This window comes from Micromonospora sp. USAFONa4 (assembly GCF_057197825.1).
In genome coordinates this window covers 6,052,056-6,066,086 of the sequence record NZ_CM170072.1, presented here as the reverse complement: position 1 = coordinate 6,066,086, position 14,031 = coordinate 6,052,056, and the positions used below count along the sequence as shown (strand labels likewise).

Sequence of the window (14,031 nt, the reverse complement as noted above, 5' to 3'; positions counted from 1 at the left end):
CCATCTTGCAGACGATCACCGTGCTGGGCCGCGTCGTGGCGATCCTGTTCGCCGCGCACGCGGTCTGGGTACTCGTTTGGATCATCGTGGCGGCCCGGGCGGTCCGCGACCGCCCTGCGGCGCCGGCCGCGGCCCCCGCGGACCTTCCCGTCATCGTGGTCATGCTGCCGGCCCTGCGCGAGCAGCGACTGGTACGCGAGACGCTGGAATCGTTCGCCACCGCGCGGTATCCCGGGACGTTGATATCGGTCGCCATCACGAGCGAACGCGAGACGGCCGAACGTGCCGCCCAGGAGGCGGCCCTGCCCGCCGTGGTCACCGAACTACACGGTCTGGCCAGGCGTGGCAGCCGGGAGCGGGCACTGGAGAAGGTGCTCGCGCCGTCGGTGATCGCCGCGACCCTCGACGAGCTGGAGCGGACGTCACCGGACGAGTGGCCCGGCGTGCTGCGCCGCGCCTTCGACGCGACGCCCACCACCGAGGAGCTGTGCCGGCAGATCACCGCCGAGTTGAACGGCAGGCCCGGTACGCACCGCTCGTGCCACGTCCACTTCCCCCACACCGACGGGCGCAAGGGTTCCCAGCTCAACTACGCGGTGGAGCTGATACCCGAGCTGTTGCCGGGCGTCGACCCGGACAGCGTCTACCTGGCCGTCTACGACTTCGACGCGGTGGCCCACGGGGAGACGTTCGTGGCGGTGGGAGACCTGGTGCGTACGGCGGTCGCCGCGGGCCGCCGCCCGCCGGCGCTGCTGCACCAGGTGCAGCTGCCGCTGCGGTTCCGGGCCCCCTTCGCCCCCGGTGCCGACGGTGCCCTGATGCGCGGACAGGTGCTGTACTGGCTGCGGCGTGGCCTGGGCGTCGAGGTCGGGCGGATACTCCAGAACGACCTGTTGCGCCGCAGCCCGCGCCTGGTGCGACTGCTCGCCGCGCCGTTCCGCCCGATGATCTACGCGATCGGCTCGGGGACGTTCGTCCATCTCGGCGCGTGGCGCGAGCTCGGCCCGTTCCCGGAGATGCAGGAGCCGGTCGGGCACCGTGCCTCGCTGCTCGGCGTCGAGCAGGCGCTGGTGCCGAGCTTCAACCTGACCGAGCCCTACTACCAGACCAGGTCGATGATGAACGGGTGGGCCAACGTCTGCTACGGCAGCCTGGGGGTCGCCCGGGAACTGGACCACGTACGCCCCTATCCGTCACCGGTCAGCCGGCCGGGCAAATGGCTGCTGGTGGCGAAGGAGCTGTTCGACATCGCCATCTGGTTCGCCGGAGTGCTGCTCATCCCCGCCGGGCTGGTGATCACGGCGATGGGGGGCGGCTGGTGGACCGCGCTCGCCGTCGGCGCCGGTGTGCTGGCGTATCCCGTCACGGCCGTCCTACTGCTGGCGCTGCTGCCGCGACTGGGCGGGATCGACCGCCAGGACCGCTCCGTCAGTTGGTTGACCGGGAGGCGTCCGCGGCTGACGCTCGTGGCGACGTTCGTCGCCGCGCCCTTCGTCAGCGCCACCGGCCCGTGGCTGATGTTCCTGCGCATGCTCCGCTCCTGGCGGGTGGGCACGCCGGTGCTGTCCGGGAAGACCGAACGGTAGGCCGGTCCTCGCGTCGCCTCGCGGGGCAGGAGGCGCTTGGGCGGCATCGCCCAAGCGCCTCCTGTCGTCACACGAGTGACTTCGAGGCTGGCAGGTCGCGGTCGGCGTCCGGGTCGAAGAACCGGGTGAGGAAGTCCTGCTGCCAGGCGCGTGGCTCCGGCAGGTCCCACTGGCCGTACTCGGTGAGCAGGCGCTCCGGCTCCGGGCACCGTTGCCGCAGCGCGGCCAGGGCGTCCGCAGGGACGGCGTCCGGGTAGAGCATCCGCAGGTGCGCGAGCCCGTAGAAGACGGGCCCGGCCACCGCGTACTCGTCCACCCGCTCGAGCAACAGGTCCCACGAGAGGTCTCCGCCGGCACGGCGCACGACCTCGGCGATGTCGACGTACTTGAGCAGCTGCCGGTGCTTGCCGCGGTTCATGAACCTGAGGGTCGTCGAGGTCTTGTAGATGTGGGCGGAGAGGTCGATGACCGCGTCCTCGGCGGACGGCACGAGGAACGAGGCGTCCCCGTACCGGTGCCGGCCGGCGTGCGCCAGGACGGCACCGACCGGAACGTCGTAGCCCTTGCCGGGCAGCGCCAACGAGACGTTGATGTCGACGCTGACGATCGGCCGGTGGAACTCGCCGAACTTGTTCATCTTGGGCAGGTCACTGCCGTACAGACGCCAGAAGGCCCGCTCCCGCTTGCTCAGCGGGACGATGTCGACGCGCGTCGGGTTGCCTTCCACGTAGCCGAGTCCTTCGAGCGCCTTGACCAGGGTGGTCGCCTCCTCCCTGGTGACGAGGACGTCCAGGTCACCCATCGGTCGCGTCCCGGGCTCCTGGTAGACCGCGAAGGCCAGATGGCCGCCCTTGCGCATGAGCACCGTGATGCCCTGGTCCGCCGCGGCGTCGCTGATCGCCCGGACCTCAGCCAGCATGAGCTCGTTGGCACGTTGCGTGTCCCGATAGGCGGAGTACAGGAGCAGCACGACGGGAGAATCGATGCCCGCGACCCTCTCGGTGGTCAGCAGGCGCCAGAGATGCCAGCCCACGAGGGGGGCGACGCGGTGCCTGGCGGCCTGCACGGCAAAGTGCCCCCAGTCCAGGCGCGGCGCGTCCCGACTGATGATCGTGCGCACCCGAGCCAGCTGCGTATCCGTCACCTGCTGCCTGCTGAGCAGGAGCAACAACTCCGATTCGGCTGACAACTCGGCCATTCGGCCTCCTTCTCGACGATGCCCCGGCATTGCACGGCGCTGACTCGACATCCGTCCGCAGTGGGCACGAGATCACTCTGTGTGAAACTCGCCCCTGGGTGGGCGGCAAAGCTTAACGGTCTCCGGGAAGCGTTTCACCTGCCTGTCGGCCGGACGCGCACACGGGCGTCGCCGTCGACGGGACGCGCTCCGCCGCCGGGTGGGGCGCTGGCGTGGGGCCCGGGCCGGCAGGAGGGTTGACCAGCGCTCAACTGCTGCCCGGCGATCGTTCAGCTGATTAGTGGACTCTCGCTCCGATCTTGATCACTATAACCGTCAGCGGCACAATGGCCGCTGGGTTCGGTGGAGACAGCAGGGGGCGTGGATGGAGTTCCATCAACTGGGCCGCAGCGGCTTGCGTGTGTCCACGGTTACTCTGGGTACCTTCAACTTCGGCGGTCCGACCGACGAGGCCGCCGCAGAGGAGATCATCCACACGGCTCTCGACGCCGGCGTCAACCTCGTCGACACCGCCAACGCCTACCAGGACGGCCGCAGCGAACAGATCCTCGGCAAGGCCATCCGTCACCGCCGCGACGACGTCCTGATCGCCACCAAGTGCTACAACGAGGTCGGACCGGGGCCCAACGACTGGGGCAACTCCGCGTACGCCGTCAAGCGCGAGTGCGAGCGGTCCCTGCGCCGCCTGGGCGTCGACCACATCGACATCTTCCACCTGCACCGGCACGACCTACGGACGCCCGTCGAGGAGACCCTCGGCGCCCTGACGGACCTCGTGCGGGAGGGGAAGGTCCGATACATCGGCACGTCCACGATGCCGAGCCCGGAGGAGATGGCCGAGCAGCCCGGCCTCGGCGTGGTGCCGACCTGGCGTCTGGTCGAGATGGCCGTGCTGGCACGCGGCTCGCTCGGCACGCCCGGCCCGGTCGCCGAGCAGTCGCCCTACAACCTGCTCGAACGCGAAGTGGAGCGGGACATCCTCCCCATCTGCCGCGAGTACGGCGTCGGCTTCGTCGCCTACAGCCCGCTGGCGATGGGGTACCTCAGCGAACGGTTCCTCGGGGAGCCGCCCGCCGACGCCCGCTTCACCGAATGGTGGTCACCGCGCGGCGCGGTCTGGGAGCCGGTGCAGCGGGCCCTGGCCGCGCTGCTGGAGCTCGCCGCCGAGCACGGGCAGTCGCTGCCCGAGTTCGCCCACTCGTGGCTGTCCGGCAGCAGTGACGTGACCAGCACCATCATCGGTCCCCGGACCCTCGACCAACTCACGCTCGCGCTCAAGGCGACAGAGACCACCGTCGACGCACAGGCCCGTCAGGCGGTCGACGCGATCGTCGCCCCCGGCAGCAGCCTGTGGTTCCGGACCATCGAGCAGGGCCATCGCGGCGCACGTGACAGCGAGGAATCTTGAGTCAGGGCATGAACGACCTCACCTCCCGCCGACCCGTCGTGCTGCTGACCGACGACGGTCTGCTCTCGGAATTCTGGGCGTTCCTGCGCGAGCGGCTGGAAGAGCGCCTGTCCCCGACCTGCGACATCCGCTACCTCGACGTACGCGAAAGCGATCTGGCCGCCGTCGACTGGGCCGACGTGGACGCGGTCGCCCTGTTCGGGGGCGAGCTCACCCACGACATGATCGCCGCCGCGACCCGGCTGAAGGTGGTGGCCAGCGAAACCGACACCTGCGGCATCGAGGCCATGGACGCGTTGTGGGACGCGGGCATCCCGTTCGTCGAGGGGACTCCCGGCTGGGGCCAGTCGGTCGCCGAGTGCGGGCTGAGCCTGATCCTGTGCGGGCTGCGCCGCATCCCGCAGTGGCACCACGAGGTCATCACCGGCTTCCGTCCCTGGGACTACCCGTACGTGCAGTTCTGCGACGATCCGCGCTTCGCCAACGGCACCGTTGCGGGCAAGACCGTCGGCATCATCGGGGTCGGCGAGATCGGCGGGCGCATCGCCAGCTGGTGCGCCATGCTCGGCGCGACCGTGCTGGCGTACGATCCGTACCGCTCCCCGGAGCGCTTCGCCGAGGTCTCGGCGGAGTCGGTGGACCTCGACCGGCTGGTACGGGACTCCGAGATCCTCGTCGTCGCGGCACCGGACACCCCCAGCGTCACCGGTGTGGTCGACCGCGACCACGTCTTCGCCCTGCGGCAGGGCGCACTCGTCGTGACCATCACCCGAGCCGCCGCGATCGATGCCGCGGCACTGCGGGAGCGGGTGCTCGCCGACGAACTGGCCTGGGCCGCGGACGTGTACGACGTCGAACCGCTGCCGGAGGGCGATCCCCTGATCGGCAGGCACAACGTCGTCCACCTGCCGCACATCGCGGGACGGACCAGGGACGCCAACATCGCGGTCGCCGACATCGTCGCCGACGACATCCTGCGCGTGCTGGCGGGAGAACAGCCGCGGCACCCGCTGACACCCCAGCGACTGCAGGTCCGGCTCGGCCGAACGCCAGCCGTCCGGCACGGCAAGGACGGTACCGGTGGGTGACCTGGAGAACGGCTGGACGGTCAGCGATGCGTTCCCGGCCGCCGGGCTGAGCCCGAGCGAGCTGACCGCCGGCCTCGACCGCGCGTACGCGGAGACGACCGGTTGGGACGATCCCACGGTGACCCGGCTCGGCTTCGCCATGTCGGCCCCGCACGAGGTGGCCCTCTCCGCCTGGACCCGGTTCCTGGCCCTCAACAGCAACAACGTCGGAGTGCACACCCCCTTCGGCGCCGGGCGCGCCGGCACCCGGCGGCTCGAACGCGAAGCTCTGCTGGGCCTCGCCGGCCTGCTGCACGCCGACTCGGCCGACGGCTACATCACCTCGGGCGCGACCGAGGCCATGATCCAGGGACTGCGGATCGGACGCAACGCCGTCCGGGCCGACGCGTCGTCGCGGGTCACCCTCATCACCAGCGAGTTCGCCCACCACTCCGTCACCAAGGCCGCCGAGGTCCTCGGCCTCGACCTGCGCACGATCGCACCCGGCCCGAGCTGGGTCATCGAGCCGGAGCAGCTGACACAGGCCGTCGAGGCGGCGGTCGCCGCCGGCGCGACCGGCATCATCGTGGCGCTGACGGCCGGCTACTACAACAGCGGCCTGTGCGACCCGGTCGATCAGCTGGCCGCGCTGCTGCGGCGCCGCGCGGTGCAGCTCGCCGATCAGGTGCGGTTCTTCTGCTACGTCGACGCGGCCCACGGCGGCTTCATCTTCCCGTTCAGCGATCCCGCGCTGGCCTTCGACTTCCGCAACGTCGGCGTGCACGCGATGGCCCTGGACCCGCACAAGTCGGGCCTGCTGCCGTACTCGTGCGGGGTGCTGCTCGTGCGCAAGGGCCTGCTGGGACACGTCACCGAGGCGAGCCCGGTCACCGGGATCGTCGACTCGACCCTGACCGGGTCCCGCCCCGGCGCCGCGGCCGCCGCCCTGTGGGCCACCGTCTTCGGCCTCGGCCACTCCGGTTTCACCGCGGCGATCCAGGAGTGCCTGCGTCGCCGGGACCTGATCGCCGACGCGATCCGTGCCGCCGACCCGGAGGCGGAGATCCGGCCGGCACCCGCCTCACCCGTCGTCGTGGCCGGCTTCTCCACACCGGACGGACTGCTGCCGAAGGAGTTCACCGAGCGCTACCGGCTCCTCGCGGTCAGCGCGCCCGCGCCGCAGGGCGGACGCCGCAGCTACCACCACTTCTACGCCGGACACAGCCTCACCGACGAGCAGATCGCCCGATTCGCCATCGGATTGTCCGAGGCGGTCGCGCAGGCCAGGGCCGCACGTGCCAGGCCCGGGCGCGGGAAGGCCGACGCCGGGGTGCCGGAGCAGTTGCGTGACATCGCCGCCGACACCGACTGCTTCCGGCACTACATCGTGCACCCGCCGGGCCGCCGCGACCCGGACGAGCCCGGGTACTCCTTCCACACCTTCCTGCACCGCTCCGCCACCGGCGAACCCCTCCAGGTGCGCGAATGGGGCGAGACCGCGACGGGCCGCCAGGCGCACGTCTACGCCCCGGATCTCGCCGACCCGTTCGGCAACGAACTGTTCGGCGTACGGACCGCCGACTACTACGTCGAAGTGCTCGACCGGTCGCAGCAGAAGCTGTCCCTGGTCGGGGGCGTGCACTTCTGTGTCGGCACCGGTGAGCCCGGCGAGCGGGTGCTGATGAACCTGGAGAGCACGGGCGAGTTCCGGTCGCTGGAGTACAAGTTCGGCGAGGGCGAGTTCACCGACGAGATCCAGTGTTTCCGGGACCACGTCGTGGTGAAGCTCGGCAAGAGCGCGCGTGGCTTCCGGCGGCGCGCCCACAGCGACGAGTACTCGTTCTCCATCGACACGTCGTTCGAGTGCACCGTCGAACTCGCCGACGACGACCGCCCGGCCCGGTTGGACATGCTCAGGGTCAGCGGCGATCCGCTGCTGCCCCGGCGGACACACCTGCTGCGGCAGGAGTACCAGCGTTTCCCGAACCGCTTCTTCGACATCGAGTGCACGGTCGTGGTGGGCGCCCGGTCGCAGGACGCCTGGCGGTTGTCCGACCTGGTCGCCGCGTCGGCGGCGGACGCGCTGGTCGCCCGGTCGGGCCTGGTCGGCCGGTGCGTACCCGACGTGTCCGGAAGCGCCGGCGAGCTGGTCGTGACCACCGCGTCGCTGCCTGCCGGACGGCGTACCCGGATGGCGGTCGACACCGGCGTGGGCCGGCGCATGGCCCGCCTCCTGCCCGTCTTCGACGTCTCCGAACCGGAACGGCTGCGTGTCGACGATGTCGTCGCCGTCGCCGATCACGGCGCCGACCTGATCCGGGCGCACGCGGCGGTACGGAGCACGGACGGCGGCACCGGCACGGTCCTGGCCACCGCGGTCGGGGTCGCGGCATGACCACTTCCTTCATCGGCGCCGACCAGAACGCCGACGACCTCGCCGTGGCCGCGATGGACCCGCTGCGCGCCGACGACGTCCTCGCCGAGCTGCCCGCCGCCAACGAGCGCGCCGACACGGCGTGGATGGTCGACGCGCTGGCCGACCTCAGCGCCGACTTCGACACGGCTGACGTCCACACCGCCCGAGCCGCCCTGCGCGACCTGGGCTTCCTCGCCGCCTCACTCGTCCGGCACGATCCGGACGCCGACCTGCACGGCATCGAGCCGACACTCCTACGCCTGGCCGCCGTCGCCGACGAGGTCCCCCGCGACACCGTGTACAGCTACACCACGCGCAACCCGGTCGGCCCCCGCCGCCGCGGCTTCCTGCTCAGCGACGAAGAGCACGTGTTCATCGACTCGGTCGTCGCCGCGACCCAGGCGCTGAACCTGGCCGTCGACGACCTGGCCGCCTGCCGCGACCGCGCCGACCTCGACGAGGACGTGCTCCTCGCCGCACTCGGCCAGGTGCACGACGGGGTCGAGGTCCTGCGCAGGAACCTGCGTACGGTCCAGCGGACGATCACCCCCGACTACTTCTCGAACCGGCTCCGGCCCTACTTCCCGTCGATGGACATCGGCGGGAAGGCCTACATGGGTCCCGGCGGCGCCCAGATGCCACTGCTCGTCCTCGACGTGCTCCTGCTCGCGCCGAGCGAACCGGGGCAGCTCGGCGCGTGGCACGACGACTATCTCGTGGAGAACGTGCTCTACCTGCCGCCCACCCACCGGGCGGTGTGCGACGACACGCTCCTGGCGTACCGCAGCGGCAACTCGCCGCTGCTGCGCTGCCTGCTCGAGTCGCCCCGGGTGCGCGCGGAGTACGCCGCGCTGCTCAAGCGCATCCTGCGCTTCCGCTACCCCCACCGCCAGGTGGCCCGGGCCAACATGGCCATCCGGGCCGAAGGCTCGCTGGGCAGCGGCGGTTACACCGTCGAGGCCCTCGACCACCTCATCGAGATCACCACGTCCAAGGCCGCGGTGACGCTGCCGTTGCCCCGACAGCGGAGAGGAAGCGCCGATGACCGCGACCGGTAGTGTGGCGGGCTTCGCCCCCGTACGGGTGGGTTCGGTGCGCGGCGCAGTCCCGTCCGTGCCACCCGTCGCCGGAATCGAGGGCCGGGTGCGCCTGCGCTACCCGAACCGGCTCAACGCGATGGCACTGGACCCGAGCAAGGTGCTGCCCGGCGCCGGCTCCTACCCGGCCGGTGAGCTGGTCTTCGTCACCGACCTCTTCACGAGCGTCGAGGTCCAGGGCACGGCGTCCGGCGACGGCGTCGAGATCACCGCCGACAGTGCCCGGCCGGTCCTGGGGCGCCACGCCGCGCTGCTGATGCGCCAGGTCCTGGGCCTCACCGGCGGAATGCGGATCACGATCCGCTCGCACCCGCTGCCCCCGCACGTCGGTCTCGGCAGCAGCAGCGCCGTCCTCTCGGCCGTGGCCGCGGCGATCAACGAACTGTGCGGCCGGCCGCTGGACCACCGGACGCTGATGCGGCTGCTGGTCGACAACCACGGCGAGGAGATCGACGGCAACGACGACGAGATCATGCCGGTCCAGTGCATCGGCGGCTCGGCCGCCGCCGGTCTGGTACCCGGCGCGATCCAGGTGGTCTCCGGAAACGCGGTCGCGCTGCTGGCCGCCCCCGCGCCGGCCGGGCACACGATCGTGCTCGCCGTACCGCCGGACCTGCGCAGCTGGGACGCCTCGGAGAGCCTTCGCGCCGAGGCGGAGAACTTCGACGGGTTCCTGGAGACCGGCCGTCGGTACGCGCCGCAGATCGCCTACCGGTTGCTGCACGAGTGCTGGCCCGACCTGGTCACCGGCACTCCGCGCACCCTCGGGCAGCTCGTCTTCGACTACCGGTTCGAGATGGGCAGCATCCGCAACTGCGCCTTCTCGCACCCCCGCCTGCTGGAGTACGCGGAGCAGGTGCGGCAGCTGTTCGAGTCGGGACAGGCCGCCGTGCTCAGCCTGTCCTCGGTCGGGCCGCTCTTCTTCGCTCTCACCGAGCAGCCCGACGCCGTCGCGGCCGGCTTCGAAGCCGCGGGCCTCACCACGTTCCGCGCGATGCCGTGGGACCAGGGCTACCTGCTCGACGAGTGCACGGTGAAGCGCCATGCGCGCGACGGGTGACTACTGGAACCGGCCGGAGGTGGTGACGGCGTTCGCCACGGCGTCGCCGCCGGGATACCTGGCCGACATCGTGCCGCAGGGCGACCCCGGCGCCGTGGCGCTCGACGTCGGCTGCGGTGGTGGGCGGAACCTGCCGCTGCTGGCCGAACGAGGCTACCGGGTCGTCGGACTCGACCTGCACGCCGAGATGGTGCTGCGCGCACACGGCGTCGCCCCCGGTGCCGGCTTCTGCCAGGCGGACGTCGCTGCGCTGCCGGTGGCCACCGCGCGGGCCGCGGTCGTGGTGTGTCACGGGGTCCTGCACAACCTGCCCCGGCCGGAACAGGTCTCCGCGGCCATCGGCGAGCTGGGCCGGGTCGTCGCCACCGCCGGCGTGGTGTCGCTGAACCTGTTCAGCGCGGCGCATCTGGACCACCGGCTCACCCCGCTCTCCAACGACCGGCACCGGCTCCCCAACGGACAGGTGATGACGCTGCTGCCGCCGGAGCGGATCGCCGCGCTCTGCCGTGCCGCCGGATTCCAGTTCGTCGACGGCCCGTTCGAATACCTCCACGATGCCGACCCCGGCCAGCGCTCAGTCTGGCGGGCCGTCCTGCGACCGACGGGGACCCGATGATCCAGAGCGAAGCAACCCTCCTCGACACCGATCCGGCCGAGCTGGCCGACCCGCACGCGCTGGCGGCACGGCTCGGCGTACGCGCCGGGGCCGTCCGGCTGGGCCAGACCAGGATCGCGGTGAGCAGCGCCGACCCGCGGGCCATCACCTACCTGCACGACCTGTTCACCCCGGCGAACGACATCTGGGAGCACCTGCCCGACGACTCCTCGCCCTGTTCGCTGGCCGCCGTGAACCTCGCCGTCTCCGACGCGTGCTTCGCACGGCTGGTCGAGCACTACGCGGCGCAGGCGGTCCGGCGACGAGCCGTACACCTGCACGTGGCCGCGCCCGGGATCCGCTACGAGCTGGCCGACGGGACCTGCGCCGTGGTCTCGGAGCCCGACGAGATCGACGGCACCAACCTCGTCGTGCAGTCCCCGCGCGGCCTGGTGTTCGTCACGACCGCGCGCCCCTACGCCCACCTGGCGCTGGCCCGGCACCTGCGCGAGTTCGGCTACCGGCGCGGCGAGAGCGACGGTTGGGCCGGGCTGCACGCGTCCTGCGCGGCCACCCCGGAGGGCAACGTGGTGGTGGTCGGCCGCTCCGGTGCCGGCAAGTCCACCACCGCCCTGGCCCTGGCCGCTGCCTCCGGCTGCGCCTTCGTCGCCAACGACCGGGTCATGGTCCGCGCGGACGGAGAGCAGGTCACGGCCTGCGGCATGCCGGTGCCGATCCGCATCAACGGCGGCACCATGCACGCGCTGGGCCTGAAGGACGCGACCAGCTGGCAGCTGGCTCGCCGGCAGCCGGACTTCGTCACCAGCGACTGGCAGAGCTTCTGCGGAGACTCCAAGCTGAACCTGCTGCCCGTCGAGTGGCGTGCGCGCACCGGCACCCCTCTGGTTCCCTCGGTGCGGCTGGCCGCCATCGTGCTGCCCCGCGTGACGAAGGACTCCGCAGTGCTCAGCGTGCGTCGGGTCGATCCGGACCAGGCGCGCGAGGTGCTCACCGAGCAGCTGATGACTCCGGACGACGACGTGTTCGTCGAGGACTGGCTGCATGCCCGCACCCGCGACCGCGACGACATCGGCACCATGGCGGGGCGGACGTTCGAGGCACTCATGCGGTTGCCGATCCTGGTCGCCGAGCTCGGCACCCGCAACACGCTGGTGAACCTGTCCAGCTCCATCCGCGGGGCGCTCGGAACGCTGCGTGCCTGACCTCGCCTTCGCCGCGTTCGACCTGGACGGCACGCTTGTCGACGAGCGCGGTGTGCCGATGCCCGGCACGATCGAGGGGCTCGCCCGGCTGCGCGAGCGCGGTCTGGCACTCCTGCTGGTGACGGGACGATCGACGGTGCTGTTCGAGGCGCTCGGTCTACCCGAGCGCCTCCTCGAACTGTTCGGACCTCGCCTGCTGCTCGACAACGGCAACGTCGAGTACGACCGCGCCGCCGCCCGGGCGACATACCGCCGCGCGCTGCCCCGCGAGGTGCTGCCGACGCTGCTCGCCGCAGGTTTCACCGAGCTGGTCGCGGAGCTGGATCACCGCTACGTCGCGACGTCCCGGCGGGCGTCCACGTGGTTCGCGATGGCGCACCGGCTGCCCCGATCGTCCATCGAGGTCGACCCGCAGCTCGGCGGGAGTGCGCAGGTCGGCTCGGTGCTGGTGCTGGACCGTGTGCCGCTGCCCGAGGGGCTGTTGGGCGGTGCGGTCGAGGCGATCCCGTTCGCCGGCACCGCGGCGAAGCTGGTGCGGCCTGCGGGGACCTGCAAGACTGCCGCGGTGACGGCGTTGCTGGCTGAGCAGGCCGGTGAGGCCGACCTGAAGCGGGTCATCGCGTTCGGCGACGGGCGCAACGACCGGTGCCTGCTGGCCTCTGCGGCGGTCGGGGTCGCGGTGGCCGACAGCCACGCCGACGCCGCTGCACGCGCGACGATGCGGCTGTCGGGCCCGATCGGAGACTTCCTGGCCGCCTTCCACCCGGACACCCTCGTCCGGCGTGACCGGCCCGACGTCGTGGAGGATTGCGCGCACTGACGATCACCAGCGCCCGAGCAGGACCTCCCGGTCGTCCCGGTTGCGCCAGATCCAGGTGGTGCCGGCCGGCACCTCACCGGTCAGGTAACCGAGGATCGGCTCCCGCTGGTTGTCGCTCTCGAGCTGCCCGATCAGCTTGAGGGCCTCCGGCAACGGGAAGAACGCCGCCTCGGCGATCTCGTCGTCCTCCGGCAGGGTCTCGCCCTCCCAGTCGTTGATCTCGAACGCGATCGCCAGTGCCGACGGGTACCGCTCGGAGTCGATGTGCATCACGAACGCGGTGGCGACCGGATCGCCGACCACCAGGCCGGTCTCCTCCTGCATCTCCCGCCGCAGCGCCTCGTGGAAGACCTCGCCGTCCTGGACGCCGCCGCCGGGGAGCGACCAGAGCATCTCGCCGTTCGCGCCGAGGCTCTCCCGCACCAGCAGGATCTCGTCGCCTCGCCGGACGATGCCGATGACAAGCTGCACGCGAGAAACAGGCGCCCGCGTCGGCGCTTCAGATTCAACAGAGGTCATAAGCAGAGAATCCTACTGGTCCGCCCGGCGGTGACACCCCCCGGGCGTGCACGTCGCGGGCGCCGCGTCGGGCCATGACCGGGGATGATGCCGCTGCGGGGAGGCACTCCACTCCGGCTCGGCGACAGCTCGTGTACGGTCGACCCTGCCGTGCATGGTTGCCGACCGGGGAGGTGAGTCCGATCAACGCTGTGACAGGTCGGGACTCCCTGCCCCGCATGGTCTAGGGAGCGCCCGCGAAGGCACCCCCGAAAGGCCCGCGTTCCCGATGCACATCCGCGAAGAGTTCTTCACCGTCGGTGGCGTTCCCGCTGTCAGGTGGACCCAGGACGACGACACCACCGCCCCTCGCCCGCTGATCCTCCTCGGCCACGGCGGCGGCCAGCACAAGACCGCCCCCGGCATCCTGCACCGCGCCCACCGCTTCGTGACCAGCGGATTCGCTGCCGTCTGCGTGGACGTTCCGAACCACGGCGACCGGCCGACCGACGACCGTTACCGGGACATGGCCACCGAGATCCAGGCCCGCGTCGACTCCGGCGACGAGCTGGCCCCGCTGCTCGCCGAGTTCCAGGCCCTGGTCGCCGAGCAGACCGTACCGGAGTGGCGGGCCGTCCTGGATCACCTCGGGTCGGAGGCCGTCGGCTACTGGGGAGTGTCGCTGGGATGCGGCCTCGGCGTGCCGTTCGTGGCCGCTGAGCCCAGGGTCCACGCGGCGGTGCTGGGCCTGGGCGGTGCCGCGGCCCCGGCTTGCGCCGCAGCCGCCGCACAGATCACCGTGCCGATCGAGTTCCTGGTCCAGTGGGAAGACGAGCGGGTGCCCCGCGAGCAGAGCCTGGCCCTGTTCGACGCGTTCGGCTCGGCCGAGAAGACGTTGCACGCCAACCCGGGCCGCCACGGCGACCGGCTCCCGGAGCATGAGCTGGCCAGCGCGGTCCGGTTCTTCACCCGCCACCTCATGCCGCGCTGACCGGCATCGCATCCGCCGAGCCCCGCTCGATCGACACCGTGGCAGCGGTCGGTCGAGCGGGGCCTGACGGCA

General features: G+C 71.5%; 12 protein-coding genes. 10 read left to right on the top strand and 2 right to left on the bottom strand.

Annotation, left to right across the window (positions count from 1 at the left end; genetic code table 11):
• Window positions 1-5 precede the first annotated feature (5 nt).
• Window positions 6-1,586, top strand: coding sequence for a hypothetical protein (locus AC0OO9_RS26775; RefSeq protein WP_484513228.1), 1,581 nt, complete (start codon window positions 6-8; stop codon window positions 1,584-1,586).
• Window positions 1,587-1,653: 67 nt separating this feature from the next.
• Here the strand turns inward: AC0OO9_RS26775 and AC0OO9_RS26770 are convergent, their stop codons facing one another.
• Window positions 1,654-2,784 (bottom strand): nucleotidyltransferase family protein, encoded by a 1,131-nt coding sequence (locus tag AC0OO9_RS26770; protein WP_484513226.1) that lies wholly within the window; start codon window positions 2,782-2,784, stop codon window positions 1,654-1,656.
• 400 nt (window positions 2,785-3,184) lie between these two features.
• Between AC0OO9_RS26770 and AC0OO9_RS26765 the strand changes: the two genes are divergently transcribed.
• The 8 genes from AC0OO9_RS26765 to AC0OO9_RS26730 are packed head-to-tail and all read left to right on the top strand — an operon-like array spanning window position 3,185 to window position 12,470.
• Window positions 3,185-4,192 (top strand): aldo/keto reductase, encoded by a 1,008-nt coding sequence (locus AC0OO9_RS26765; protein ID WP_484513224.1) that lies wholly within the window; start codon window positions 3,185-3,187, stop codon window positions 4,190-4,192.
• Between the two features lie 8 nt (window positions 4,193-4,200).
• On the top strand, window positions 4,201-5,280 hold the full coding sequence (locus AC0OO9_RS26760; protein ID WP_484513222.1) for an NAD(P)-dependent oxidoreductase: 1,080 nt from the start codon (window positions 4,201-4,203) through the stop codon (window positions 5,278-5,280).
• Window positions 5,273-7,654, top strand: coding sequence for a pyridoxal phosphate-dependent decarboxylase family protein (locus AC0OO9_RS26755; RefSeq protein WP_484513221.1), 2,382 nt, complete (start codon window positions 5,273-5,275; stop codon window positions 7,652-7,654). Before AC0OO9_RS26760 ends, AC0OO9_RS26755 begins: the two co-directional genes overlap by 8 nt.
• Entirely contained in the window at window positions 7,651-8,733 is a 1,083-nt protein-coding gene (locus tag AC0OO9_RS26750; RefSeq protein WP_484513220.1) for a monodechloroaminopyrrolnitrin synthase PrnB family protein, read from the top strand. The genes AC0OO9_RS26755 and AC0OO9_RS26750 overlap by 4 nt, the downstream gene beginning before the upstream one ends.
• Window positions 8,717-9,832, top strand: a complete 1,116-nt coding sequence (locus AC0OO9_RS26745; protein WP_484513219.1) for a GHMP family kinase ATP-binding protein — start codon at window positions 8,717-8,719, stop codon at window positions 9,830-9,832. Before AC0OO9_RS26750 ends, AC0OO9_RS26745 begins: the two co-directional genes overlap by 17 nt.
• Window positions 9,816-10,448: a class I SAM-dependent methyltransferase gene (locus AC0OO9_RS26740; RefSeq protein ID WP_484513218.1), complete on the top strand. Its 633-nt coding sequence runs from the start codon at window positions 9,816-9,818 to the stop codon at window positions 10,446-10,448. The genes AC0OO9_RS26745 and AC0OO9_RS26740 overlap by 17 nt, the downstream gene beginning before the upstream one ends.
• Window positions 10,445-11,650: a hypothetical protein gene (locus tag AC0OO9_RS26735; protein ID WP_484513217.1), complete on the top strand. Its 1,206-nt coding sequence runs from the start codon at window positions 10,445-10,447 to the stop codon at window positions 11,648-11,650. The genes AC0OO9_RS26740 and AC0OO9_RS26735 overlap by 4 nt, the downstream gene beginning before the upstream one ends.
• Complete coding sequence (locus tag AC0OO9_RS26730; RefSeq protein ID WP_484513216.1) at window positions 11,643-12,470, top strand: HAD hydrolase family protein; 828 nt, start codon at window positions 11,643-11,645, stop codon at window positions 12,468-12,470. The genes AC0OO9_RS26735 and AC0OO9_RS26730 overlap by 8 nt, the downstream gene beginning before the upstream one ends.
• Before the next feature lie 3 nt (window positions 12,471-12,473).
• Here the strand turns inward: AC0OO9_RS26730 and AC0OO9_RS26725 are convergent, their stop codons facing one another.
• Window positions 12,474-12,941 (bottom strand): NUDIX hydrolase, encoded by a 468-nt coding sequence (locus tag AC0OO9_RS26725; protein WP_225851927.1) that lies wholly within the window; start codon window positions 12,939-12,941, stop codon window positions 12,474-12,476.
• Between the two features lie 316 nt (window positions 12,942-13,257).
• On the opposite strand from AC0OO9_RS26725, the gene AC0OO9_RS26720 reads away from it, so the two are divergent.
• Window positions 13,258-13,959, top strand: coding sequence for an alpha/beta hydrolase family protein (locus AC0OO9_RS26720; protein ID WP_484513215.1), 702 nt, complete (start codon window positions 13,258-13,260; stop codon window positions 13,957-13,959).
• Window positions 13,960-14,031: the final 72 nt, after the last annotated feature.